Below are 25274 nucleotides of genomic sequence, written 5' to 3' on the forward strand. Positions count from 1 at the left end.
AGAGTATCGGGATACCGCTACCCCGCCTTCTTGCGCTTCTTCGCCGCCGGCTTGGCCACCGGAGCATGCCGGGCCAGGATAGGCGCCAGGAAGTGCCCGGTGTGGCTGCCCGGGGTCCGGGCCACATCCTCGGGCGTGCCCTCGGCCACGATGCGGCCGCCGCCGTCGCCGCCCTCCGGCCCCAGGTCGAGAATCCAGTCGGCCGTCTTGATGACCTCCAGATTGTGCTCGATCACCAGCACGGTGTTGCCCTGCTCGACCAGCGCATGCAGCACTTCCAGCAGCTTGCGCACATCCTCGAAATGCAGCCCGGTCGTGGGCTCATCCAGGATATACAGCGTGCGGCCGGTGGCGCGGCGCGACAGTTCCTTGGCCAGCTTGATGCGCTGCGCCTCGCCGCCCGACAGCGTCGTCGCCTGCTGGCCGAGGCCGATATAGCCGAGCCCCACCTCCTCCAGCGTGCGCAGCTTGTCGTGGATGGCGGGCACGGCGGAGAAGAACTCGCGCCCCTCGGTCACGGTCATGTCCAGCACATCGGCGATGGACTTGCCGCGGAACTTCACCTCCAGCGTCTCTCGGTTGTACCGCTTGCCCTTGCAGCTGTCGCAGGTGACGTAGACGTCGGGCAGGAAGTGCATCTCGATCTTGATGACGCCATCGCCCTGGCAGGCCTCGCAGCGGCCGCCCTTCACGTTGAAGCTGAAGCGGCCGGGCTTGTAGCCGCGGGTACGGCTGTCCGGCAGCTCCGCGAACCAGTCGCGGATCGGCGCGAACAGGCCGGTGTAGGTGGCGGGGTTGGAGCGCGGGGTGCGGCCGATCGGCGACTGGTCGATGTCGATGATCTTGTCGAGGAACTCGAGGCCCTCCAGCTTCTCATAGGGGCTGGGCACCGTGCCCGCGCCCATCAGCCGGCGCGCGGTCGCGTTGTACAGCGTCTCGATGATGAGCGTGGACTTGCCGCCGCCGGACACGCCGGTGACGCAGGTGAAGGTGCCAAGCGGGATGCTGGCCGTGACGTTCTTCAGGTTGTTGCCGGTGGCACCCACCAGCCGCAGCATCCGCTTGGGGTCGAATTCGCGGCGCGCGGCCGGCAGCGGCACCTCGCGACGGCCCGACAGATAGGCGCCGGTGATGCTGTTCTCGTCGGCGATGACTTCCTCGGGCGTGCCCTGGGAAATGATGCGCCCGCCGGCCTTGCCCGCTGCCGGGCCGATATCCAGCAGATGGTCGGCGGCGCGGATCGCATCCTCGTCGTGCTCCACCACCAGTACCGTGTTGCCGATGTCCCGCAGGCGCCGCAGCGTGCCCAGCAGGCGCTCATTGTCGCGCTGGTGCAGGCCGATGCTGGGTTCGTCCAGCACGTACAGCACGCCGGTCAAGCCGCTGCCGATCTGGCTCGCCAGGCGGATGCGCTGCGATTCGCCGCCCGACAGCGTGGCCGAGCCGCGCCCGAGGGTCAGATAATCCAGCCCCACATCGACCAGGAACTGCAGCCGCTCCTCGATCTCCTTGAGGATACGGCGCGCGATCTCCTGGCGCTGCGGGGTCAGGGTCTCGGCCACGCCCGCGAACCAGTCCCGCGCGCGGCGGATGGGCTGGGAGCCGACCTCGCCGATGTGGCTGCCAGCGACCTTCACCGCCAGCGCCTCGGGCTTCAGGCGATTGCCGTTGCAGACCGCGCAGGCCTTATGCGCCTGGTAGCGGGTCAGGTCCTCGCGCACCCAGGGGTTGTCGGTTTCGCGGTAGCGGCGCTGCAGGTTCGGGATCACGCCCTCGAAAGGCTTCTGCACCTCATAGGCGCGCAGCCCGTCCTTGTATTTCAGCGTGATCACTTCCTTGGCGGTGCCGTTCAGCAGCGCCTCGCGGAATTCGCCGGGCAGCTCGGACCACGCCACATCCATGCGCTGGCGATAGTGCCGCGCCAGGCTCTCCAGCGTCTGCTGATAGTAGGGGGAATTGGCGTTCACCCAGGCAGCGACCGCGCCCTCCTGCAGGCTCTTCTTCTCATCCGGCACCACCAGGGCGGGGTCGAAGAAGGTCTCGGTGCCGAGCCCGTCGCAGGACGGGCAGGCGCCCTGCGGCGAGTTGAAGGAGAACAGCCGGGGCTCGATCTCCTCGATGGTGAAGCCGCTGACCGGGCAGGCGAATTTCTGGCTGAACACGGTGCGCTCGCCGGTATCCGCGTTCTCGGCATAGGCGATGCCCTCCGCGAGCCCCAGCGCGGTCTCGAAACTGTCGGCCAGGCGCTGGGCCATGCCGTCCCGCACCACCACGCGGTCCACCACCACCTCGATGTCGTGCTTCAGCTTCTTGTCGAGCTTGGGTGCCTCGGCGATCAGGGTCAGGGTGCCGTTGACCTTCACGCGCTCGAAGCCGCGGCGCTGGAACTCGGCCAGCTCCTTCTTGTATTCGCCCTTCTTGCCGCGCACGACGGGGGCCAGGATCAGCAGGCGTGTGCCCTCGGGCATGGCCGCCACCCGGTCCACCATCTGGGACACGCTCTGCGCCTCGATCGGCAGGCCGGTGGCCGGCGAGTAAGGCACACCCACCCGCGCCCACAGCAGGCGCATGTAGTCATAGATCTCGGTGACAGTGCCCACGGTGGAGCGCGGGTTGTTGCTGGTCGTCTTCTGCTCGATGGAGATCGCGGGCGAGAGGCCCTCGATGCTGTCCACATCGGGCTTCTGCATCAGCTGCAGGAACTGCCGCGCATAGGCCGAGAGCGATTCGACATAGCGCCGCTGCCCCTCGGCGTAGATCGTGTCGAAGGCCAGCGAGGATTTCCCCGAACCCGACAGGCCGGTGATGACCGTCAGCGTGTCCTTCGGGATATCGACGTCCAGATTCTTCAGATTGTGCTCGCGCGCCCCGCGAATGCGGATGAAACGGCTTTCCTGGCCCGCAGGAGCATGGTCACGCGGCATGGGGGTATTCCGAATGTTCTGTATGTGTTCACATATGCCACCGGACGCTGCAACGCGCAATGGCGACGGGCGGGGCTGGCTTGGCCCCGTGCCAATCAGGTAAGATCGCTGCCTCATTTCAAGGTGGACGACATGGCCGGCGTGAACAAGGTCATCATCCTGGGGCGGCTCGGCCGCGACCCGGAGGTGCGCAACTTCCAGAATGGCGGCAAGGTCGTGAACCTGCGCGTGGCCACCAGCGAACGCTTCAAGGACCGCGAAGGCAACCAGCAGGAGCGCACCGAGTGGCACTCCGTGGCGATCTTCAACGAGCGCCTGGGCGATGTGGCCGAGCGCTTCCTGCGCAAGGGCAGCGAGGTCTATCTCGAAGGCCAGCTGGAAACCCGCAAGTGGCAGGATAAGGAAGGCCAGGAGCGCTACACGACCGAGATCGTGCTGCGCCAGTTCCGCGGCGAGCTGACGCTGGTCGGCGGGCGTGGCCAGGGCGGCGGCGGGTCCGACGACGATGAAGGCGGTGGCTACAGCGGCGGCGGCGGCGGCGGTGGGTACGGCGGCGGCCGCTCCTCCGGCGGCGGCGGTGGCGGCGGCTATGGCGGCGGCCGCTCTTCCGGCGGCGGTGGCGGTGGTGGCGGCCAGTCGCGCGGCGGCTGGGAAGCCCCCAAGAAGTCCGACCTGGACGACGACATCCCGTTCTGATTGCCATGCGGCGCCATTGGCTCGCCCTGGTCCTGCTGTTGTCCGGCTGCGCCACGCGGCCGGACATGGCGGCATTGGCGCCCGTCAGCGCGGCGCCAGGCACGCCCATCACGGTGCATGTCGCGACCTCCCGTGCGCGCCGGTCGGCCGATGCCAATGACTTCACGAACGGCCGCTCACCGCGGCTGAACCTCGCGGCCTACACGGTCTCCGTGCCGCCGGCGCATGAAGCAGGCCGCATCGAGTGGCCGTCGCGTGTGCCCGACCCCACCCGCAGCTTCGTCACCCTGGACAGCCGCGTGCTGGATCTGGCGGGGTTCGAGGCCGGGGTCTCCGCCCGGCGCTGCGCCGCGAATGCGGGCAACACCGCCATCTTCGTGCATGGCTACAACACGAACTTCCCCGAGGCGCTGTTCCGCCTGGTGCAGATGACCGCCGACACGGAGCCGGGCGGTGTGCCGATCCTGTTCTCCTGGCCCTCGGACGCGCTGCCGCTGGCCTATGTCGCGGACCGCGACGCGGCCATCTTCTCCCGCGATCACCTGGTGGAGCTGCTGTCCCGTGTGACGGCCATGTGCCCCGGGCGGCCGGTGATGCTGGTGGCCCACAGCATGGGCGGCTGGCTGACCATGGAGGCGCTGCGCCAGCTGCGCCTGATGGGCCGCAACGAGGTGATCGCCGCGCTGCGCGTCATCCTCGCCTCACCCGACATCGACATGGACGTGTTCCGCAGCCAGACCCGCGTGATCGGCCCGCTGGACCCGCCGCTGACCGTCCTCGTCTCCCGCGATGACCGCGCGCTGTCGGCCTCCTCGCGCATCGCGGGCGCGCGCAACCGGCTGGGCAACCTCAGCGTGGATGATGAGGCCGTGCAGCAGGCCGCCCGCGAATCCGGCATGGCCATCGTGGATATCAGCGCGGTTTCCGCCAGCAATTCCCTGAACCACGACCGCTATGTGGGCTTCGCGCGGGACTATGCGCGGATGATCGACAGCGGCGCCGCGGAACCAGGCGGCGTCAGGCGCGCCGGGGCCTTCGTGTTCAATGCCATCGGTAACACCGTCTCCAGCCCCTTCAGGCTTGTCGGCCGCGCGCTGTCACCTGAATGACGGCGCCCGAATAGGGCCACAGTCGCGCTCCACCATGCTCCCTCATCCCGGCGATGCCGCAACAGCCGGGGAACGATAAGAGGGCGCCATGAGGAAACTGATGCTGACCTTGGGCTGGCTCTGCCTGGCCCTGCCCGCCTCGGCCCAGCCGGCCGGGCGCGACTATGACGCTTCCGGCCGCTATCAGGGCCGGGTGGAGATGCAGGGCGACACCAGCCGCCGCTATGACGGTTCCGGCAGGATGATCGGCCGCACCGAGCGCAGCGGAGACACGACCCGCCAGTATGATTCGTCCGGCCGCCTGCAGGGGCGCATCGAGACCAATGGCGGCATGGCCCGGCAATATGACAGTTCCGGCCGCCTGACCGGGCGCACCGAAACCAGCGGCGATGTCTCCCGCCATTACGATTCCTCGGGGCGGATGACCGGCCGCACGGAACGCAGCGGCGACACGCTGCGGCATTACGACAGTTCCGGCCGGCTGACGGGCACCACTCGCCGCTGACTGCTTCGTGAAGATTGCATTTCCGTTATGCGGCGTGGCACAAATCCGTGCCGCACCGCATCGAGGAAATTCTTTCTTGTTCAAGCCTTTCATGTCGCGCCGTGCTGCCCTGGCGGGCGCTGCGCTGCTTTCGACCCCTGCCCTGGCCCCTGCCTCCCTGGCACAGGGCGCCTGGCCCCAGCGCAGCATCCGGCTGGTGGTGCCCTTCGCACCGGGCGGGTCGGTCGATGTGCTGGCACGCATCCTGGCCCCTGCCCTGACCGAGAAGCTCGGCCAGACCGTCCAGGTGGAAAACCGCAGCGGCGCCAATGGCGCGGTGGGCGGGCAGGCCGTCGCGCAATCGGCCACCGACGGGCACGCGCTACTGTTCTCGGCCAGCCTGCAGACGCTGGCGAAGCTGGTCATGCGCAGCCCGGGCTATGACCCGCTGACCGAGCTCGCGCCCATCGCCCGGGTGGGCGAGGGCCCGGTGGTGATGGCCATCAGCAAGGACCGACCGCAGACGACCCTGGCCCAGGTGATCGAGGCCGCCCGCCAGAAGCCCGAGGACTGGTCCTTCGGCGTCGGCGCGCTGGGCGCCGCCGGCCATCTGGCGACCATCGACGTGATCCGCACCATCGGCAAGGACATCACCGTGGTGCCCTATCGCGGCACGACCCCTGCCCTGGCGGACCTGATGGGCGGGCGCATCGGCGCGCATATCGACCCGGCCCCCGCCATGCTGCCCCAGGTGCGCGGCGGCAACCTGCGCGGCATCATGATCACCTCTGCCCAGCGCAGCCCGCTGGCGCCGGACCTGCAGACCACGGCCGAGGCGGGCTTCCCCAACCTGGACGTGCGTTCCTGGTGGGGCTTCTGGGGTCCGGCCGCCATGCCGGCCGAGGTGAAGGCCAAGGTGGCGCAGGCGGTCTCGGCGGCGCTCGCCGAACCCGCCATCGTGGAGCGCTTCGTGGCCAGCGGTGCCATCGCGGGCTTCATGGGCAGCGCGGATTTCGCGGCCTTCATCCGCCAGGACTATGCCAAGGCAGAAGAATTGTTCCGCATCGGGCGCGTGCAACCCGAATAACCCTCTTGCGGGTTGCGAATTCGGGGGCACCTTTGCGGCAACGCACATAAGGTGACCCCCGATGCCCAAGGACAATCCCTCCCCGGCCGCCGCCCTGCTGGCGGAGCGCTACCAGGGCCAAGGCCCTTCGGTGCCGCCGCAGGTGAACGATGTGGTGGAGCATCTGCTCAGCCACCGTTCGGTCCGCGCCTATCTGCCCGATGCCCTGCCCGAGGGCGCGCTGGAGACGGCGATCGTGGCGGCGCAGTCCGCCGCCTCCTCCTCCAACCTGCAGGTCTGGAGCGTGGTCGCGGTCGAGGACAAGGAGCGCAAGGCGCGGCTGGCGGCGGTGACCGGCAACCAGAAGCACATCCTGGATGCCCCCCTGCTGCTGGTGTGGCTGGCCGATCTGTCGCGCCTGGCGCGCGTGGCCGAGGCGCGCGGCATCGAGACGCAGGGTCTCGACTATACCGAGATGCTGCTGGTGGGCGTGGTGGATGCGGCACTCGCCGCGCAGAACGCGGTGGTGGCGCTGGAATCGCTCGGGCTCGGCACCGTCTATATCGGCGCGCTGCGCAACGACATCACGACCGTCGCCAAGGAGCTGGGCCTGCCGCCGCATGTGATGCCCGTGTTCGGCCTGGTGGTCGGCAAGCCCGACCCGGCACGCCCGGCCGCCATCAAGCCCCGCCTGCCCGTGCGCACCATCCTGTCGCGTGAGCAGTATTCGAGCGACGCCGAGGCCGAGGCGGTCGAGACCTATGACGCGCTGTTCAAGGAGTTCCAGCGCGGCCAGTCCCTGCCGGAGGAAGGCTGGGTGGCACGCTCCGCCGAGCGCGTGGCAACCCCCAAGGCCCTGACCGGCCGGCATGTGATGAAGGAGGCCATCATCGGACTGGGCTTCAAGCTGAAGTAAGCGGCGCGGGTGTCAGGCGGCCTTCGCCTGCCACCCGTCCTTCTCCAGCGCGGCCAGCAGCGGCGCCACGTCGTCCATGGCCACCGTCACTTCCTTCTTCTCCAGGTCCAGTGCGACGAGCTTGCCCGGGGCAGCCTCCTTCAGCGTCGCGGTCACCCCCTTGGCGCAGCCGCCGCAGGTCATGTTCTCCACCTTGATGCGCACCATGGCGTCGGATCCTCGTCTTTCCAGGGGAGCCTCCCGCATCGCTGGCCCGCATGCCTTGATGTGGCGCAAGGCGGGATGCTCCCTTGCAACCATAGTTAAGACGCCACTTATCGACATCCAAGGCCAGACCGGGACTGCAACATCATGTCACAGACCACACTGTCGCTGCCTGTCGAGGGCATGACCTGCGCAAGCTGCGTGGGCCGTGTGGAACGTGCGATCGCGGCCGTGCCCGGCGTGCATGATGCCAGCGTGAATCTGGCCAGCAACCGCGCCAGCTTCAGCGTGGACAGCCCCGAGGCCGCGCGGGCGGCGGCGGCCGCCATCGAACGCGCTGGATACGAGCCCGTGGCGGAGAGCCGGGATTATTCGATCACCGGCATGACCTGCGCCAGCTGCGTGGCACGGGTGGAACGCGCCATCCTGGCCGTGCCTGGCGTCACGGCGGCCAGCGTGAACCTCGCGACCGAGCGCGCGAGCGTGAGGGGCCTCGGCGTGGCGCCCGCGGCCATCATCGCGGCGGTGGAACGCGCGGGCTATGAGGCCGCCCCGGCCGAAGGCGCCTCCGCGGCCCGGCTGGCCGAGGAGACCGCGCGGCGCGAAGCCGAGGAAGCGGGGCTGCGGCGCGACACGCTGCTGGCGGTGCTGCTCAGCGCGCCGTTGTTCGTGGTGGAGATGGGCGGGCACCTGTTCCCGGCGCTGCACCACGCGCTGGACCACGCGATCGGCATGCAGACGCTGTGGGTGGTGGAGTTCCTGCTGGCCAGCGCGGTGCTGTTCTTCCCCGGCCTGCGCTTCCAGCGCCATGGCTGGCCTGCCCTGCTGCGCGCCGCACCCGACATGAACACGCTGGTCGCCGTGGGTGCGGGTGCGGCCTGGGCCTATTCCTCGGTCACCACCTTCCTGCCCTTCCTGCTGCCCGAGGACGCACGCCACGTCTATTTCGAGGCAGCGGCCGTGATCGTGGCGCTCATCCTGCTCGGCCGCCTGCTGGAGGCCCGCAGCAAGGGCCAGGCCTCGGAAGCGATCCGTCGGCTGATGCGGCTGCAGTCGCGCACCGCCCGCGTGGAGCGCGACGGCACCACCAGCGAGATCGCGATCGAGGCGCTGGCCGCCGGCGACGTGGTGGTGCTGCGCCCCGGTGAGCGCGTGCCCACCGATGGCGAGGTGATCGACGGTTCCGCCCTGCTGGATGAGAGCATGCTGACCGGCGAGCCGGTGCCCGTGCGCAAGCAGGCGGGCGACCGCGTGACGGGCGGCACGCTGGCCACCGATGGCGGCCTGCGCTTCCGCGCCACCGCCGTGGGCGGCGAGACGGTGCTGGCCCAGATCCTGGCCATGGTCGAGGGCGCGCAGGCCGCCAAGCTGCCGATCCAGGCGGTGGTGGACCGCATTACCCTGTGGTTCGTGCCGGCGGTCATGGCGATAGCGACCCTGACCGCGCTGATCTGGCTGTTCGTCGGCGGCGACATTTCCCAGGCGCTGGTGAACGGCGTGGCGGTGCTGATCATCGCCTGCCCCTGCGCGATGGGGCTGGCCACGCCCACCTCCATCATGGTGGGCACCGGGCGCGCGGCGGAGCTGGGCGTGATCTTCCGGCGCGGCGACGCGCTGCAGCGCCTGGGCGAGACCGCGATCCTGGCCGTCGACAAGACCGGCACCCTGACCGAGGGCCACCCGAAGCTGACCGACATGCTGGGCGACGACACGCTGCTGCCGCTGATCGCCGCCGCCGAGAGCCGCTCCGAGCATCCGCTGGCGGCCGCCATCGTGGGTGCGGCGCGCGAACGCGGCCTCACCCTGCCCGAGGTGGAGCAGTTCGAGCCCCTGCCCGGCCGTGGCCTGGTGGCGCGCGTGGCGGGCCGGGAAGTCGCCATCGGCTCCGCCCGGATGATGGCCGAGCGCGGGGTGGATTTCTCGGCGCTGGAGGGCGAGGCGGCGCGGCTCGCGGGGTTGGGGCGCACCCCCTTCCTGGTGGCGCTGGACGGCCAGGCGGCCAGCGTGATCGCGGTGGCGGACCCGATCCGTGAATCGACGCCTGCCGCCGTCGCGGCCCTGAAGGAGCAGGGCCTGCGCGTGGTCATGGTCTCGGGCGACAATCGCCGCACGGCGGAGGCGATCGCCGCCCAGCTCGGCATCGCGGAGGTGCGCGCGGAGGTGCTGCCGGCCGACAAGCTGGCCATCGTCGAGGAGTTGCGCGGCCAGGCACCCACGGCGTTCCTGGGCGACGGCATCAATGATGCCCCAGCGCTGGCGGCGGCCGATGTGGGCATCGCCATCGGCACCGGCACGGATGTGGCGCTGGAAAGCGCCGAGGTCGTGCTGATGGGCGGGGACCTGTCGGGCGTGGCGCGGGCGGTGGGCTTGTCGCGCGCGACGATGCGCAACATCCGGCAGAACCTGTTCTGGGCCTTCGCCTACAATGCCGCGCTGATCCCGGTGGCGGCGGCGGGGCTGCTCTCGCCCATGCTGGCGGCGGCGGCCATGGGCGTTTCCAGCGTCTTCGTCGTCACCAACGCGCTCCGGCTGCGGCGCTTCGCGGGCTAGCTCAGGGGATCGCGGCCATCACCCGGTCCAGGCAGCCGTCGGTCAGCCCCCGCACGCCCAGGTTGCCGTAGGGGAATTCACTGATCGGCGCCCTGGCGGCAGGCAGCATCTGCCAGCCGGCGCGCGGCACGGCCTCCATCTCCATGCCCTGCCTCTCATCGGTCATGACCAGGCACAGGCCCTTCAGCGGTGGGCGGCCGCCTGCGGCCCTGCGGCGGTTCTCCGTGGCGAAGCGCAGATATTGTTGCATGCATTCGCGGCTCGTCAGCCAGGCGGGGCTGCCTGCGAGGATCATGATCCGCGCCTGGGCCATCGCCGCCTCGTGATAGCCGCGCTCATTGTCCGCCGCATCCAGTTCGCAGCAGGCGGCATAATCCACCCGCACCGCGTCCGCCGCCAGCCAGCCGCGCCGGCCCATGATCCTGCCGCGCAGCCACTGCGCGAACAGCATGCCCTGTTCCGCCGTGGGAAAGGTCAGCAGAACCTCGATCTTCTGGGTGGTTTCGGGCCGGTTCTCCGGCCTTTTCTTCCACATGTAGAACATGTTCCGGAGCCTCCACTCCTTGGCTGAGGCCAAGAAGGCCAGAGGTGCGTCACTGAAACCATACTTCTTAAGTCAGGAATTTTCTGCATGTTTCGTGGTCATCCTGCGCCACGGCATGCCGTCGCGGCCCGGCCGGCGCCCTTGCGGCACCTGTCCGACAATGCTGCACTGCGTCCATGCCATGTGACCGATTGCGCAGCGCCTGATGCCGAAGCTCTCCCATTTCTACCGCCTGCTGTTCGGCACGGCGCTCGGCGCAGTCGGCGGCAGCGTCTTCGCCTATCTTCACCTGCCCCTGCCCTGGCTCATCGGCTCCCTGGTGTTCGTGGCCGCCGCCCGGGTGGCAGGGCTGCCCGCCGGGGCCTCGCGCCGGGCCCGCCAGGGCGCCTTCGGCGTGGTGGGCATCGCGCTCGGGCTGTATTTCACGCCGGCCACCGCCGCATTGCTGGCGCGCGAGGCACCGCTGCTGATCGGCGCCGCCTTCGCGACCCTGCTGGTGGGCGCTGCCCTGGCGCCGGTGCTGGCCAAGGTCGCGAAGCTGGACATCGCCACGGCCTGGTTCGCCTCCCTGCCCGGCGGCGCCGCCGACATGGCCATGCTGGCCGAGGCCCATGGCGGAGAGCCCGCCCCGGTCGCGGTCGCGCAGATCCTGCGGGTATGTTTCGTGGTCATCATCACGCCCAACCTGATGGTCCTCAGCGGGCTGCACGGCGACCACCAGACCTTGTCCACCGTCATCCCCTTCGATCCGCTGGCCTTCGGGCTGGTCTATCTGGCCAGCCTGATCGCGGCCGTGCTGCTGGTGCGCATGGGCGTGCGCGCGGGCTGGCTGCTGGCGCCGCTCGCGGTCAGCGCGACACTGACCGCGTGCGGCGTGCAGACCTCGGGCGTGCCGGGCTGGCTCTCCGCCACGGCGCAGATCTTCCTGGGCTCCAACCTCGGCGCCGGCATCGACCGCAATGCCCTGTCGCGCCTGCGCCGCTTCGTGCCCTTCGCGGTGCTGGAGATCGTGGCGCTGATGGTGCTGTGCGCCCTGGTGGGCGTGGGGCTGGCCTGGCTGACGGGCAAGCCGCTGGGGGACATGCTGCTCGGCACCTCGCCGGGCGGCGTGACCGAGATGAGCCTGACCGGCAAGGGGCTGGGCCTGGATGTCGCGATCATCGTGACGCTGCACATCACCCGCATCTTCCTGGTCACGATGCTGACGCCGCCGATCTTCCGGCTGCTGCATGCCCACCGGCCGCACCCGGCCCCCGGAGAATAGTCCCGATGGAACCCTGCTTCCTGTCCGTCACCGAGGCCTCGGAACGGATCGCGGCCCGCAGCCTCACGGCCACCGCCTATCTTGAATCGGTGCTGGGTCGGATCGCGGCGGTGGACGGGCGCGTGCGCGCCTACATCACCCCGATGTTCGAGGAAGCCCGCCTGGCCGCGGCGCAAGCCGATGCCGAGATCGCGGCCGGGCGCAGGCGGGGACCGCTGCACGGCATCCCCTTCGCCGTGAAGGACAATTACCACGTGGCGGGGGTGCGCACCTCCGGCGGGTCGCGGCTGATGCTGGACCATGTGGCGGACCAGACATCGACGATCGTGGCGCGGCTGCAGGCGGCGGGCGCCATCCTGCTGGGCAAGCTGAACACCTGGGAATACGGCACCGGCAATGGCGGCGTGTATTTCGACCTGCCCTTCGATGTGGCGCGCAACCCGTGGGACCTGGACCGTTTCACCGGGGGCTCCTCCACCGGCAGCGGGGCGGCCGTGGCGGCGGGCCTCGCGCCCTTCGCGCTGGGTTCCGACACGGGCGGCTCCATCCGCCTGCCGGCGGCGGCCTGCGGGCTGATGGGGCTCAAGCCCACCTATGGCCGCACCAGCCGGGCGGGCTGCCTGCCCAATTGCTGGTCGCTGGATGTGACGGGTGCGCTGTGCTGGACGGTGGCCGACAGCGCGCTGGTGCTGAACACCATCGCGGGCTTCGACGCGTCGGACCCCGCCAGCGCCGATCGCCCCGTGCCCGATTACCGCGCCGGGCTGCGGGACGGCGTGCGGCACATGGTCATCGGGCTGGTGACGGGGATGGAGGAGGAGCCGATCTCCCCCGACATCCTGGCCGGGCTGGAGGCCGCCCGGGCCGCGCTGGAGGCCGCCGGCGCCCGCATCATCGACATCGCCCTGCCGGAGCCGCTCGCGCGGTATCGCCAGCCCGCCGGGCTGATCAACCAGTCCGAATCCCATTCCATCCATGAGGCCGACTACCGCGACCGGCCGGAGCTGATGGGCCAGGCGCTGTGGGAGAAGATGACCAGCGGCAGCCTGGTGCGGGCGGCCGACTACATCGCCGCCCAGCGCATGCGCCGCCACCTGGCCGAGGGCACGGAGCGCCTGTTCTCCACCTGTGACCTGCTGCTGATGCCGGGCGCCTTCCGCGTGGCGCCGCGCTTCGACGACGCGGCGGGCACCATGGCCTTCACCCGCGAAAGCGCCATGAACATCGCCAGCATGACCGGTCACCCGGCCATGAGCGTGGTCTCGGGCTTCGACGCCGCCGGCATGCCGCTGAACATCCAGCTGATGGGCCCGTATTTCGAGGAGGCGCGCGTGCTGCGCGCGGCACTGGTGCTGGAGGCCGCGCTGGCCGACCGGGACCGCAGGCCGGCCCTGATGGGCGGCGAAGGCCCCGCCGGCACGCCCGTGCCCGCCGACCGCGAGGCCCGGCGCACCGCCATTGCCGCCGCCGTGCGCGCGGCGGGCGAGGCCCTGCCCCGCCTGCCCGCCAAGGACGACGAACCCGCCAACTGCTTCAGGCCATAAAGGAAACGCCCATGGAACCCTGGCAACTCTCCGCCGCCGAGGCCGCCGGCCGGATCAAGGCCGGAACCCTCACCGCCGAGGCGTTGACCCGCTCCTGCCTGGAACGCATCGCGGAGCGCGAGCCGGTGGTGAAGGCGTTCACCTACCTGGACCCGCTGCTGGCGCTGAACAGCGCGCGGCGCGTCGACAAGGGCTATGAGCCCGGGATCCTGCATGGCCTGCCCTTCGCGGTGAAGGACATGATCGACACCGCCGACATGCCGACCAGCCACAACTCCCCGCTGTATGAGGGGCTGCGCCAGGGCCGGGATGCCGCCTGCGTGGGCGTGGCCCGCGCCGAGGGCGCGGTGATCATCGGCAAGACTGACACGGTGGAATTTGCGGCGGCCGGGCGCCGTGCCCTGACGCGCAACCCGCATGACCCGACGCGCACGCCGGGCGGCTCCTCATCCGGCTCGGCGGCGGCGGTGGCCGACGGCATGGTGCCCCTGGCCTTCGGCACCCAGACCGGCGGCAGCACCATCCGCCCCGCCAGCTTCTGCGGCGTGCACGGCATGAAGCCCACCCATGGCGTGGTGAACACCGAGGGCGCCAAGCGCTACTCCCACACGCTGGACACCATCGGCTGGTATGGCCGCACCCCGGCCGACCTGCGGCTGGTGGCCCAGGCCTTCCGCTTCTACGGCATCGACAACCCGCGTGCGCTGACGCCCACGGGCCTGCGCATCGCGCTGTGCCCCGGCCCCAACTGGGCGCTGGCCGCCCCCGAGGCGCGGGAGGCCCTGGCCACCGCCGGCAAGCGCCTGGAAGCGGCGGGTGCCATCGTCGAGGATTTCACCCTGCCCCCCCCCTTCGGCGAGGTGACGGAGGCCCAGCTCGCCGTGCTGTATGGCGAGGGCCGTGGCGCCTTCCTGGCCGAGGCGCTGACCGACCCGGGCCGCCTGCATGACGACTTCCATGACCGGGTGAACAATTTCCAGGGCGTGTCGCCCCAGCGGATGCTCTGGGCCTATGACCTGGCCGCCGAGTGCCGGAAGCTGTTCGACGGCTTCTTCCCGCGCTTCGACGCGGTGCTGACGCCTGCCGCCGCCGGCGAGGCGCCGGTGGGCCGCCAGGACACCGGCAACCCGGTGTTCAACTCGATGTGGACGCTGCTGCACGTGCCCTGCATCGGCATTCCCTGCATCAAGGGGCCGAACGGCATGCCGGTGGGCGTGCAGATCGTGGGCCCGCGCTTCGGTGATGCCGAACTGCTGGACGTGGCGGAGGCTGTCTCGCCCGTCATCATGGGCTGATCAGCGTACCGAAGCCCAGCCATTGGCGCCCAGCCAGGTCGTCAATGTCTTGGGCAATGCGTGGGCGCCGTCCAGCCTGATGAAGAAGGGCGCCTCGCCCAGCGGGAAAGCCAGCTGGTAGCAGACGATTACGGCCTCGGAGCAGGTGACGGTCTTGATGACCTCATGCCCCGGGTTGCGGAAATTGGCGGGCGTCGCCTTGTTCGCCTCGTAGCGGGCCCGGTACTTCATCCAGCGCGCATAGGCATCGGGCCCGAAGGCGGAGGAACCGATGGCCAGACGGATGGCGCGGTAGATGCCGTAGGTGGCGCCGGCCGCGACGGCATCGGCCACACGCTGCAGTTCCGCCTTGCGGGCATCGGCATTGCCGATCCGGTCCCAGGGCGGGCAGAACATCAGCACGCCGCGGCTGGAGGAGATGTAGGTGATGTTCCCCCCATCCATCTGCATGTCCGCTTCCTTGTGGAAGTTCTTGCTGTTCTGGGCATGGATGACGGTTCGCTCGTCATAGGCCATGCCGATATGGCCGGCCGGACCGCCGGGCATGAAGATGATGTCGCCTGTCTGCATCGCCATGAACGTCGCCCCCGGATGTTTTTCTGTACGCCAAAGCAGAATTGAGACGAAGGCTTAGGCGTATTTCGTGCCTTGTGTAAGGGCGGCGTGTCGATCGCAGCGATGGGTGTTGCCGATGGCGGCAGGACAAGGTGGGCGCCCCTCATGTCCCCTCCTAAGATTTTTCATGCTGCGATGCATCCAAAAGCCCGCTCGCGCGTAATCGTCTGTGCTGGGGAAGAAGAACGGCCGGGATCGACGTGTCCGCCGCATCAGGAATTGGATTTCATGAGGATCATCTACGTTCACGAGCGCCGCCGGGGCTTGGCCGGCCGATGCGCGCTCGCCGGGTTCCTGGCATTCCAGGTCTTCTTCATCACCCTCGCCATGGCGGGCGGCAGCTGGGCCGCCCCGATGCATGAGGCCGCCAGCCAGATCTCGCAGATCACGGAGTTCCCGTGGCTAGACCTGCCGGGCAGCGATCAGCTGTGGAGCTGGGTGGCGGGCAGCCTGATTCTGGCGGCGCTGGCGCTGATGACGCGCGGCAGGGTGAAGGCACACCGGACCGTCGCGCCGGACGTGTCGCTGCAGACGCTGTTCCGCCTGCGCACGGGTGGCTGACGGCTAGATCCGGCGGCTGACATCAATGGTCGCCGCCCGGCGCCCGCACCAGATGCAGCGCAGCCTGGCCTGCAATTCGTAGAATGCCATCTCCCGCCGCAGGCGCCTGGCCTTGATCCAGAGCGCGACCGGCTTGGAGACCGCGTGCCCGCATTCGCAGCTGACACGCAGCCAATAGCCGTCCTCGCGATACCAGAGCGGGTCGACGGGCCTGGGTGCCGCATAATCCATCGGCCATCACCGCAGCCCCACGGCCCAGCGGGCGGCTTCCTCGATCATGGGCCAGGGCGCGGCCGGCATGATGGCGATCGCGGCGTCCCTGGCGGCGGCATGGGCATCCTGTCCCTTGTCGCGCGCGAGCAGCACGGCCGCAGCCAGATATTCCGCCACGCCGGGCGTCAGCCAACTGGGGAGCACAAGGGTCACGGCCGCCGTCATTCATGGAACATAACAGGAACAACGACGGAGGCAATCAAGCCCTCGGACTACTCAGCCAGGCATTTCCATCGGGGTCAGGACGCGTCCCCTAGCGCCACCCGCGCATGGGGTCGGACACTGTTCCACCAGCTGCGGGAAAATAGCCGCGCCTTCCTCTTGCCAAGGCATGCGCCCCTGGACAGTTCATCGATGAGCCGATGAACGAGGACTGCCTCATATTCCATTTCATCATAGCGTAGCCTGGCCTCGACATACTGAAGTATGTCCTGGGTCGGAACGCCATTCAGAGGCTCAAAGGGCGACGGGGCTGCTTCTTGAGACTTGCCAGACATTTTCTTGCTCTTCACGTCTCGGTGATTTTACGGAAGCGAATCAATCGGAGCGAATGCAAGCATCTAGGTGATTCATAACTAACTTTTAAGAAATATGGCAGTCCAGGCGCGGCACTATTGATCCACCTCAACTGCGAGAAAAATAAATCCATTCAATCGCTTGTATCAGCTGGCGGAACGCTTTCGATCGCCCATTGGGATCGATATCGCAACAATACCGGCAAGACGAGGCGTGCGGGGCAAGTCGCCCGCCACTGAACCGACGCCATGACATGTTGGAAAACTGACTGGTGACCCCTACGGGATTCGAACCCGTGTCGCCGCCGTGAAAGGGCGGTGTCCTAGGCCTCTAGACGAAGGGGCCGGTCAGTGGCGCGGAGATATAGGGCGCGCCGGGGGCGGTCAACCCCACCCCCGTCACGCGCGTGCGCCATCCACGATCTGGAACGCCGCGGAGACCTGGTCATTCCACTTCTCCGCCCGCAGATGACCCGCCAAATGCAGCGGAGAACCGCCGGAATTCAGCAGAAGGCCGGCCAGCGGCCCCTCCTTCGCGCGGAAGCACACGGCCTTCAGGCGGCCACCGTCCTCGCCCTCCAGAAAGGCGCGAATCACCTGCCCCTCGGCGCCCACGCGGTCGGCCTTCACGATTCGGCACCGCCGCAGCACAAAGACCGGCTCCTCGTTTCCCGCACCGAAGGGCGACAGCCGCGTGACATGGTTGGCCATCTCCACCGTGGCCCCGCGCACCGTCAGCGCGCCGTCCAGCACCAGCTCGCTCGCGGCAGGCAGGGCGGCGGCACCCGACAGCCGCTCCTCCAGCAGGGTGTGGAAGGCCTCCAGCCGGTCCGCCTGGATGGTGAAGCCCGCGGCCATGGCGTGCCCGCCGCCCGCGATCAGCATGCCGCTGGAACGCGCCCAGATGACGGCGGAACCGAGGTCGAGCCCGCTGACGCTGCGCCCTGATCCCTTGGCGATGCCCTCATCGATGCCGGCCACGCAGGCGGGGCGGTTGAACTTCTCCTTCAGGCGGCTGGCGACGATGCCCACCACGCCCGGGTGCCAGCCCTCGCCCCGCACCAGCAGCACGCCGCGGCCGGCGGCCATCTGGGCCTCGCCCTGGGCCATGGCGTCGGACAGCACGCCGGCCTCCACTTCCTGCCGCCTGCGGTTCACCGCATCCAGCTTCTCGGCCATGGCGCGCGCCTCGGCCGGCAGGTCGCACAGCAGCAGGCGCAGGCCCAGATCGGGTTCGGCAATACGCCCGCCGGCATTGATGCGCGGCCCGAGCGTGAAGCCCAGCGTATGGGCCGAGACCTCGCCCCGCGCGCCCGCCACCTCCATCAGCGCCGCGAGCCCCGGGCGGGCCCGGCGCGCCAGCACCTTGATGCCTTGGGTCACCAGGGCACGGTTCACGCCCTGCAGCGGCATCACGTCGCAGACGGTGGCCAGCGCCACGATGTCCAGCTCTGCCATCAGGTCCAGCTCGGCGGGGCCGGTCTGGAAGAAGCCCGTGCGGCGCAGCTCCCGCTGGGTCGCCACCAGCGCCAGGAAGGCCACGCCCGCCGCGCACAGGCCCTTGAGGCCCGAGGTGCAGTCCAGCCGGTTCGGGTTCACCGCCGCGCGCACCACGGGCGGCGGGCCCTCCGCCTTGTGATGGTCCAGGATGACCACATCCGCCCTGCCCCGCGCGGGTTCCAGCGCCGCATGGGCCGCGATGCCGCAATCCACGCAGACGATCAGCGTGGCCCCCGCCTCGCACAGGGCCGCGATGGCCGCCGGGTTGGGGCCGTAGCCCTCCTTCAGCCGATCGGGCACGTAATGCGTGACCTCGCAGCCGAAGCGGCGCAGCGCGCCCACCATCAGCGCGCCCGAACAGGCGCCGTCCACGTCATAATCGGCGAAGACAGCCAGTTTTTCCCGTGCACGCACGGCCTGGGCCAGCCGCGCGGCCGCCGCATCCATGTCGATCATCACCGACGGATCGGGCAGGAACACCCGCAGGCGCGGGTCCAGGAAATCCGCCGCCGTCTCGGCCGTGATGCCGCGCGCGGCCAGCAACCGCCCGAGCATCTCGGGCAGTTCCAGCCGCTGGGCCAGCATCAGGCTGGCGCGGTCATCGCTCGCGCGCCAGGACCAGCGCCGGCCGGTGACGCTGGCGGAGACCTCCAGCGCAGCCGCTTCCTCAGGCAATGAAGGCGGCGGGCTTGGTGGCGAAGTTGTGCTTCGCCTCGACGAAGCGCACCGAGCCGGAGGCGGAGCGCATCACCACCGAATGGGTATAGGCCCCGCCCGGGAAGCGGCGCACGCCCTTCAGCATGGAGCCATGGGTGACGCCGGTGGCCGCGAACATCACGTCGCCGCTCGCCATTTCCTCCAGCCGGAAGATCTTGTTGGGCTCGGTGATGCCCATTTCCCGGGCGCGGGCGATCTGCGTGTCGTCCTCATAGATCAGGCGGCCATACATCTGCCCGCCGATGCAGCGCAGGGCGGCCGCGGCCAGCACGCCCTCGGGCGCGCCGCCCCAGCCCACATACATGTCCACGCCCGTCTCGGGCTGGCTCACGGCCACCACGCCGGCCACGTCGCCGTCGGGGATGAGCATGACGCGCGCGCCGGCGGCACGGCAGGCCTTCAGCAGTTCCTTGTGACGGTCACGGTCCAGCATGCAGACGTTCAGGTCGCTGACGGAGCAGCCCTTCGCCTTGGCCAGTTCCTTCAGGTTCTGCTCCATGCTGGCGTCCAGGCTGACGACATCCTTGGGCAGGCCCGGGCCCACGGCCAGCTTGTCCATGTAGATGTCGGGCGCGTGCAGGAAGCCGCCCTTGGGGGCGATCGCCAGGGTGGCCATGGCGTTCGGGCCGTTCTTGGCCGTCAGCGTCGTGCCCTCCAGCGGGTCCACCGCGATGTCCACCGAGGTGCCACCGCCGGACTTGGCGAAGATGCCCACCTTCTCACCGATGTAGAGCATCGGCGCCTCGTCCATCTCGCCCTCGCCGATCACGACTGTGCCGTCGATGGCCAGCGTGTCGAAGGCGCGGCGCATCGCCTCCACGGCCGCGCCGTCGGCGGCATTCTTGTCGCCCAGGCCGATCCAGTTGCTGGCGGCCAGGGCCGCCGCCTCCGTGACGCGGACGATGTCGAGGGTAAGGGTGCGGTTCAGACCAGCTTCGGCGGACATGTTCGGGCTCCGGTGGATCAGAGGGTTTCGATACGGATCAGGGCGGGCTTTTCCAGCACCGCGTCCAGGCCCGACAGTCGGCGGATGGCGGCCTGCATGGCCGCTTCCTCGCATTCATGGGTGGTCATCACCACGGGCACCGCCTCACCGGGCGCGCGCCCGCGCTGCAGCAGCGATTCCATGGAAATCTTGGCATCGCGCAGCACGGCGGTGACGTCGGCCACCACGCCCGGGCGGTCCACCACCATCAGGCGCAGGTAATAGGCGCCGCGATGGCTGGACATGGGCCTGGCCGGCGCGGCGGACAGCGCATCGGCCGAGGCACCCCAGACCGGGGTGGTGCGGCCGCGGGCGATGTCCACCAGGTCGGCCACCACGGCACTCGCGGTGGGGCCGGCGCCCGCGCCACGGCCCTGCAGGACAACGCGGCCCACCGCATCGCCCTCGGCGACCACGGCGTTGAACACGCCCTCCACATGGGCGATGGGCGCATCAAGCGGCACCATGCAGGGATGCACGCGGGCCGAGACGCCGGCCTCCGTGCGGGTCGCGATGCCGAGCAGCTTGATGCGGAAGCCCAGCGCCGCCGCCATCTCGATATCCACGGCCGACACGTCGCGGATGCCCTCGACATGCAGCTCGGAGAAATCGACCGGGCGGTTGAAGGCGAGGGCTGCCAGGATGGCTAGCTTATGCGCCGCGTCCACGCCGTCGATGTCGAAGCTGGGGTCGGCCTCGGCGTAGCCGAGCTTCTGCGCCTCGGCCAGCACCTCGGCGAATTGCAGCCCGCGCAGGCGCATTTCGGTCAGGATGTAGTTGCAGGTGCCGTTCAGGATGCCGGCCACACGACGGATGTCGTTGCCGGCCAGGCCTTCGCGCACCGCCTTGATGGCGGGAATGCCGCCGGCCACCGCAGCCTCGAAGGCGAGCGGCGCGTTGTGGGCCTCGGCCAGCTGGGCCAGCTTGCGGCCATGCAGGGCCAGCAGCGCCTTGTTGGCGGTGACGACCGGCTTGCCGGCGGCCAGCGCCGCCTCGACCAGCGCGCGGGCCGGACCCTCGCTGCCGCCGATGGTCTCCACGATCACGTCCACGCCCGGATCGGCGACGAGCGCCACCGGGTCCTCGTACCAGCGCAGGCCGGTCACGGGCACGCCGCGATCCTTGTGGCGATCGCGGGAGGAAACGGCGGTCACGGCAATGGGGCGGCCCGCGCGGGCGGAAATCAGCCCGGCATTGTCACGCAGCACCTTCAGCACCCCGGCACCGACAGTGCCGAGGCCAGCAACTCCGACGGAAAGAGGTCGGCTCATCCTTCGTTCAACTCCTCAACCGGGGCCGCATTGTCCCCCTGCAGAAAATGGCGGATGCCGCGCAGCGCCTGGCGGATGCGCTGGTTGTTCTCCACGAGCGCGATGCGGACATGGCCGTCGCCGTGCTCGCCGAAGCCCAGGCCCGGGGCCACGGCCACCTTCGCCTTCTCCAGCAGCAGCTTGGAGAAGCCGACGCTGCCCAGATGGCGGAACTTCTCGGGGATGGGTGCCCAGAGGAACATGGAGGCCTCGGGCGCCGGCACGTCCCAGCCCGCGGCATGCAGCCCCTTCACCAGCACGTCGCGGCGATCCTTATAAAGGGCGCGCATCTCGGCCACGCAGTCCTGCGGGCCGTTCAGCGCGGCGACGGCCGCGACCTGGATCGGCGTGAACGCGCCGTAGTCCAGATAGGACTTCACCCGCGCCAGCGCCGAGATCAGCCGCGGGTTGCCCGCCGCGAAGCCCATGCGCCAGCCGGGCATGTTGTAGGTCTTGGACATCGAGGTGAACTCGACGGTGCAGTCCTTGGCACCCGGCACTTCGAGCACCGAGGAGGGGCGGTTGTTTTCGTCGAAATAGATCTCGGCGTAGGCGAGGTCGGACAGGATGAACAGCTCGTGCTTGAGCGCGAGCGCCACCAGCTCCTTGTAGAACTCCCGGCTGGCCAGCAGCGCGGTGGGGTTCGAGGGGAAGTTCACGATCAGCGCGGTGGGCTTGGGCACCGAATGCCGCACGGCGCGGTCGATCGCCTCCAGCATCGTGTCGTCGGGCGTGTAGGGAATGCTGCGCGCGCTGGCACCCGCGATGATGAAGCCGAACTGATGGATCGGGTAGGACGGGTTCGGCACCAGGATGGTGTCGCCGGGCGAGGAGATCGCCTGGGCGAGGTTCGCCAGCCCTTCCTTGGAGCCGAGCGTGGCGACCACCTCGGTCTCGGGGTTCAGCTTCACGCCGAAGCGGCGGTCGTAATAATTCGCCAGCGCCTTGCGCAGGCCCGGGATGCCCTTGGACTGCGAATAGCGATGGGTGCGCGGGTCCTGCACCGCCTCGACCAGCTTGGCCACGATATGCGGGGGCGTCGCGGTATCGGGGTTGCCCATGCCGAGGTCCACGATGTCCTCTGCTGCTGCGCGTGCCTTTGCCTTGGCGGTGTTCACCTCGGCGAAGACATAGGGCGGCAGGCGGCGGATACGGTGGAACTCTTCGGGCATTTCTCTGGCCTTGTTGGGGTGTTACCCGCCCATTCTAGCGGGTTTGCCGCCGGGCGACCATCGCACGGCGGGGTGAAGGCTTGGTCATGGCTGGCGCAGCGAGGGCACCGGCGGGGGCGCGGTCGGCGGCCCCAGCATGTCGGGGGTGGGCAGGCTGGGCACGGCGCCCGGGGCGGGCGGCGCGGTCTCTCCGGGCGAGACGACGCCGGGCTGCAGCGGGATGCCGGGGGCGACCCAGGGCACGGGCTCGGCCCGGGCCAGGGCCGGGGGCGGCGGCGGCGCGCCCGGGATGGGAGGGCGGCCCGGCGCCTCGGTCGGGAAGGTGGCGGCAGCCCCGGTACGGGCGGGCAGCGGCTCGGCCGAGGAGGAACGATCGGCGCGCAGCGAAGCCTCCAGGCTGCTGCGATAGGCCGGGTCCGGGCGCGCGGGCCGTTCCGGCACCGTGCCCAGATTGGGCAGCGGCCGGTCCAGCCCCGGCGGCGGCAGGCGGTTTTCCAGGCTGCTGCCCGTGATGTCGCCCACCAGCCTGCCGGGCGACAGCTGCGCGCTGCAGCCGGCCAGCAACAGAACGGACATGACGCGGCACGCTTGCGCCGCCCCCCTGCCCTTCCTACCCTTCGATTCCAGCACTGTCGCCATGCCCGCCTCGCTCTCGGGGATTGTCTTTGCCCTGTGGGGGCGCGGGGTGGAAGGGGGCAATGCCGACAGGGAATACAGGCAAGGGCCTTTCGAGCCCGGAGGACGCCGCGATGAACGACAAGCCCGGGCCGGAAGCGCCGAACTTCCACCTGCCCGACCCCGCCCTGGTGACACGCACCATGGCCGAGGTCGCCGAGCGCGGGCAGCGTATCGTGGGCGATTTCCTGAAACGGCAATCGGAGGAATCGAGCAGCCTCGACCCGCTGAACCTCGGCCAGGCCTTCATGGAGATGACGGCCAAGCTGATGACCAACCCCGCGCAACTGATGCAGGCGCAGCTGGGCTTCTGGCAGGATTACCTGACCCTGTGGTCCAACACCGCCCGCCGCATGCTGGGCGGCGAGGCCGAACCCGTGATCGCCGAGCCCAAGGGGGATCGCCGCTTCAAGGACGACGCCTGGCGCGAGAATGAGGTCTTCGATTTCATCCGCCAGTCCTACCTGCTGACCAGCAAGTACTTCACCAACGTGGTGCACAGCGCCGACGGGCTGGACCCCAAGACCGCGCAGAAGGTCGATTTCTACACGCGCCAGTTCGTGGACGCGATGAGCCCCTCGAACTTCGTCATGACCAACCCCGAGGTGCTGCGCCGCACCGCGGAGACCGGCGGCGCGAACCTGCTGAAGGGCCTGACCAACCTGCTGGCCGACATGGAACGCGGCAAGGGCAAGCTGCGCATCCGCATGACGGATGACAGCAAGTTCCGCGTGGGCGAGAACATCGCCGTCACCCCGGGCAAGGTCGTGTTTCAGAACGACCTGATCCAGCTGATCCAGTACACGCCCACCACCGAGAAGGTGTTCAAGCGCCCGCTGGTGATCTTTCCGCCCTGGATCAACAAGTTCTACATCCTGGACCTGCGCCCCAAGAACAGCTTCATCCGCTGGGCCATCGAGCAGGGCCACACCGTGTTCTGCGTCAGCTGGGTGAACCCGGGCGAGGATTGCGCGGACAAGGGCTTCGACGACTACATGAAGGAAGGCGTGCTGGCCGCGCTGGACGCCATCGAGGCCGCGACCGGCGAGCGCCAGGTGAACGCCATCGGCTATTGCCTGGGCGGCACGCTGCTGGCCACCACCCTGGCCTATATGGCGGCCAGGAAGGACAACCGGATCAAGACCGCCACCTATTTCGTGACGCTGACCGATTTCGAACAGCCCGGGGAGCTCGGCGTCTTCATCGACGAGGAGCAGCTGCAGGGGCTGGAGGAGAAGATGAACCGGCGCGGCTATCTCGAAGGCACCGAGATGGCGACCACCTTCAACATGCTGCGCGCCAATGACCTGATCTGGTCCTTCGTGGTCAACAACTACCTGCTGGGCCAGGACCCCTTCCCGTTCGACCTGCTGTACTGGAACGACGACAGCACCCGCATGCCGGCCAAGATGCACAGCTTCTATCTGCGGCGCATGTACCAGGCGAATGACCTGGTGAAGCCCGGCGAGATCGAGCTGATGGGCACGAAGATCGACCTGCGCAAGATCAAGGTGCCGAGCTACCTGATCTCGACGCGTGAGGACCACATCGCGCCGTGGAAGAGCACGTATCGCGCGACGCAGATCTATGGCGGGCCGGTGCGCTTCGTGCTGGCGGCTTCCGGCCATATCGCGGGGGTGGTGAACCCGCCCGACAGCGGCAAGTACAGCCACTGGATCAATGAGGAACTGCCGGAAAGCCCCGATGACTGGTTCGCCGGCGCCACGGAGCTCGCGGGCAGCTGGTGGCCGGACTGGCATCGCTGGGTCAGCGGCCAGGATCGCACCCAGGTGCCGGCCCGCACCCCGGGCACGGGCCAATTGCCGGCCCTGGAGGAAGCGCCGGGCAGCTACGTCAAGGTGACGGCGACCGATTGAAGCCCTCAGGCCCTGGCGACGATGCTTTCCAGCAGGCGGATCGCCTCATCGGGGGAGAAGGGCTTGGCCAGGGCCGGTGCCGGGTGATGCCGCACCGGCAGGTTGCCGCCCACATCGCCGCTCATGACCGCGAAGGGAATGCCGCGCACGACCATGTCGTCCGCCACCGGCACGGCGCTGTCGCGGCCCAGCCGCAGGTCCAGCAGCGCGACATCGGGCAGCTGCTCCAGCATCGCCAACGCATCGGCCACGGTGCCCACCGGGCCCAGCACCTCCGCCCCGGCATCCAGCAGCGCGTCCTCCAGCAGCATCGCCACCAGCGGTTCGTCCTCGACGACCAGAACTCGTATGGCGTTCAATGACATGCACGTGCCCCCAACGGCGCGACAGTAGGCGAGTGCCGCGCCCCGGGAAAGTCGCATCACTGCGAGCAGGCGCCTCATCATGCGTCGCTCTATGGTCGTGCGGCGGTCCCCGG

At 69.3% G+C, this 25274-nt stretch carries 23 protein-coding genes and 1 tRNA gene; 11 read left to right on the plus strand and 13 right to left on the minus strand.

Features of this window, described 5'->3' with window-relative positions:
• Positions 1–17: 17 nt before the first annotated feature.
• Positions 18–2924, minus strand: a complete 2907-nt coding sequence (gene uvrA, locus EOD42_RS14535; RefSeq protein WP_127788255.1) for an excinuclease ABC subunit UvrA — start codon at positions 2922–2924, stop codon at positions 18–20.
• Positions 2925–3056: 132 nt separating this feature from the next.
• Here uvrA and ssb point away from each other — a divergent pair, with 132 nt between their 5' ends.
• From ssb to EOD42_RS14560, 5 genes are all read left to right on the plus strand, one after another.
• Complete coding sequence (gene ssb, locus EOD42_RS14540; RefSeq protein WP_127788355.1) at positions 3057–3620, plus strand: single-stranded DNA-binding protein; 564 nt, start codon at positions 3057–3059, stop codon at positions 3618–3620.
• A gap of 5 nt (positions 3621–3625) precedes the next feature.
• A complete protein-coding gene (locus EOD42_RS14545) occupies positions 3626–4729 on the plus strand; it encodes an alpha/beta hydrolase (protein WP_127788256.1) in 1104 nt (367 codons plus the stop codon).
• Positions 4730–4817: 88 nt separating this feature from the next.
• Positions 4818–5234, plus strand: a complete 417-nt coding sequence (locus EOD42_RS14550; protein WP_127788257.1) for an RHS repeat protein — start codon at positions 4818–4820, stop codon at positions 5232–5234.
• A 76-nt stretch (positions 5235–5310) separates the two neighbouring features.
• Complete coding sequence (locus tag EOD42_RS14555) at positions 5311–6300, plus strand: Bug family tripartite tricarboxylate transporter substrate binding protein (protein ID WP_127788258.1); 990 nt, start codon at positions 5311–5313, stop codon at positions 6298–6300.
• 61 nt (positions 6301–6361) lie between these two features.
• Positions 6362–7195 carry an NADPH-dependent oxidoreductase gene (locus EOD42_RS14560; RefSeq protein WP_127788259.1) on the plus strand — a complete coding sequence of 278 codons (834 nt, stop codon included), beginning with the start codon at positions 6362–6364 and terminating at the stop codon, positions 7193–7195.
• Between the two features lie 12 nt (positions 7196–7207).
• Here the strand turns inward: EOD42_RS14560 and EOD42_RS26000 are convergent, their stop codons facing one another.
• Complete coding sequence (locus tag EOD42_RS26000; RefSeq protein ID WP_164867947.1) at positions 7208–7402, minus strand: heavy-metal-associated domain-containing protein; 195 nt, start codon at positions 7400–7402, stop codon at positions 7208–7210.
• Positions 7403–7546: 144 nt separating this feature from the next.
• On the opposite strand from EOD42_RS26000, the gene EOD42_RS14570 reads away from it, so the two are divergent.
• Positions 7547–9949: a heavy metal translocating P-type ATPase gene (locus tag EOD42_RS14570; RefSeq protein WP_127788261.1), complete on the plus strand. Its 2403-nt coding sequence runs from the start codon at positions 7547–7549 to the stop codon at positions 9947–9949.
• A 1-nt stretch (position 9950) separates the two neighbouring features.
• On the opposite strand, the gene EOD42_RS14575 is transcribed toward EOD42_RS14570, so the two are convergent.
• Positions 9951–10484, minus strand: coding sequence for a hypothetical protein (locus tag EOD42_RS14575; RefSeq protein ID WP_127788262.1), 534 nt, complete (start codon positions 10482–10484; stop codon positions 9951–9953).
• A 214-nt stretch (positions 10485–10698) separates the two neighbouring features.
• On the opposite strand from EOD42_RS14575, the gene EOD42_RS14580 reads away from it, so the two are divergent.
• From EOD42_RS14580 to EOD42_RS14590, 3 genes are read left to right on the plus strand one after another with little or no spacing between them, the layout of a single operon-like run.
• Positions 10699–11757 carry an AbrB family transcriptional regulator gene (locus tag EOD42_RS14580; protein WP_127788263.1) on the plus strand — a complete coding sequence of 353 codons (1059 nt, stop codon included), beginning with the start codon at positions 10699–10701 and terminating at the stop codon, positions 11755–11757.
• A gap of 5 nt (positions 11758–11762) precedes the next feature.
• Positions 11763–13301 carry an amidase gene (locus EOD42_RS14585; RefSeq protein ID WP_127788264.1) on the plus strand — a complete coding sequence of 513 codons (1539 nt, stop codon included), beginning with the start codon at positions 11763–11765 and terminating at the stop codon, positions 13299–13301.
• An 11-nt stretch (positions 13302–13312) separates the two neighbouring features.
• The gene (locus EOD42_RS14590; RefSeq protein WP_127788265.1) at positions 13313–14596 is read left to right on the plus strand and encodes an amidase; all 1284 of its coding nucleotides are present in this window, start codon (positions 13313–13315) and stop codon (positions 14594–14596) included.
• On the opposite strand, the gene EOD42_RS14595 is transcribed toward EOD42_RS14590, so the two are convergent.
• A complete protein-coding gene (locus tag EOD42_RS14595) occupies positions 14597–15172 on the minus strand; it encodes a hypothetical protein (protein ID WP_127788266.1) in 576 nt (191 codons plus the stop codon). It lies immediately after the preceding gene.
• Positions 15173–15439: 267 nt separating this feature from the next.
• Here EOD42_RS14595 and EOD42_RS14600 point away from each other — a divergent pair, with 267 nt between their 5' ends.
• Positions 15440–15772 (plus strand): hypothetical protein, encoded by a 333-nt coding sequence (locus EOD42_RS14600; RefSeq protein WP_127788267.1) that lies wholly within the window; start codon positions 15440–15442, stop codon positions 15770–15772.
• A 3-nt stretch (positions 15773–15775) separates the two neighbouring features.
• Here the strand turns inward: EOD42_RS14600 and EOD42_RS14605 are convergent, their stop codons facing one another.
• From EOD42_RS14605 to EOD42_RS14640, 8 genes are all read right to left on the minus strand, one after another.
• Complete coding sequence (locus EOD42_RS14605) at positions 15776–16003, minus strand: hypothetical protein (RefSeq protein ID WP_127788268.1); 228 nt, start codon at positions 16001–16003, stop codon at positions 15776–15778.
• A 6-nt stretch (positions 16004–16009) separates the two neighbouring features.
• Positions 16010–16198: a hypothetical protein gene (locus tag EOD42_RS14610; protein WP_127788269.1), complete on the minus strand. Its 189-nt coding sequence runs from the start codon at positions 16196–16198 to the stop codon at positions 16010–16012.
• Between the two features lie 632 nt (positions 16199–16830).
• Positions 16831–16906: transfer RNA gene (locus EOD42_RS14615), tRNA-Glu, on the minus strand.
• A gap of 53 nt (positions 16907–16959) precedes the next feature.
• A complete protein-coding gene (gene recJ / locus EOD42_RS14620) occupies positions 16960–18735 on the minus strand; it encodes a single-stranded-DNA-specific exonuclease RecJ (protein WP_408902160.1) in 1776 nt (591 codons plus the stop codon).
• The gene (gene glpX, locus EOD42_RS14625; RefSeq protein WP_127788270.1) at positions 18728–19723 is read right to left on the minus strand and encodes a class II fructose-bisphosphatase; all 996 of its coding nucleotides are present in this window, start codon (positions 19721–19723) and stop codon (positions 18728–18730) included. Before glpX ends, recJ begins: the two co-directional genes overlap by 8 nt.
• Before the next feature lie 17 nt (positions 19724–19740).
• Positions 19741–21033 (minus strand): homoserine dehydrogenase, encoded by a 1293-nt coding sequence (locus EOD42_RS14630; protein ID WP_127788271.1) that lies wholly within the window; start codon positions 21031–21033, stop codon positions 19741–19743.
• Positions 21030–22244: an LL-diaminopimelate aminotransferase gene (locus tag EOD42_RS14635; RefSeq protein ID WP_127788272.1), complete on the minus strand. Its 1215-nt coding sequence runs from the start codon at positions 22242–22244 to the stop codon at positions 21030–21032. The genes EOD42_RS14630 and EOD42_RS14635 overlap by 4 nt, the downstream gene beginning before the upstream one ends.
• An 84-nt stretch (positions 22245–22328) precedes the next feature.
• Complete coding sequence (locus tag EOD42_RS14640) at positions 22329–22820, minus strand: hypothetical protein (RefSeq protein ID WP_127788273.1); 492 nt, start codon at positions 22818–22820, stop codon at positions 22329–22331.
• 173 nt (positions 22821–22993) lie between these two features.
• Between EOD42_RS14640 and EOD42_RS14645 the strand changes: the two genes are divergently transcribed.
• The gene (locus tag EOD42_RS14645) at positions 22994–24796 is read left to right on the plus strand and encodes a PHA/PHB synthase family protein (RefSeq protein ID WP_127788274.1); all 1803 of its coding nucleotides are present in this window, start codon (positions 22994–22996) and stop codon (positions 24794–24796) included.
• 5 nt (positions 24797–24801) lie between these two features.
• Here EOD42_RS14645 and EOD42_RS14650 read toward each other — a convergent pair whose 3' ends face one another.
• Complete coding sequence (locus EOD42_RS14650) at positions 24802–25161, minus strand: response regulator (RefSeq protein WP_127788275.1); 360 nt, start codon at positions 25159–25161, stop codon at positions 24802–24804.
• Positions 25162–25274 lie beyond the last annotated feature (113 nt).

The sequence above is a fragment of the Rhodovarius crocodyli genome (genome assembly GCF_004005855.1).
In the GTDB taxonomy this organism is placed as follows: Bacteria; Pseudomonadota; Alphaproteobacteria; order Acetobacterales; family Acetobacteraceae; genus Rhodovarius; species Rhodovarius crocodyli.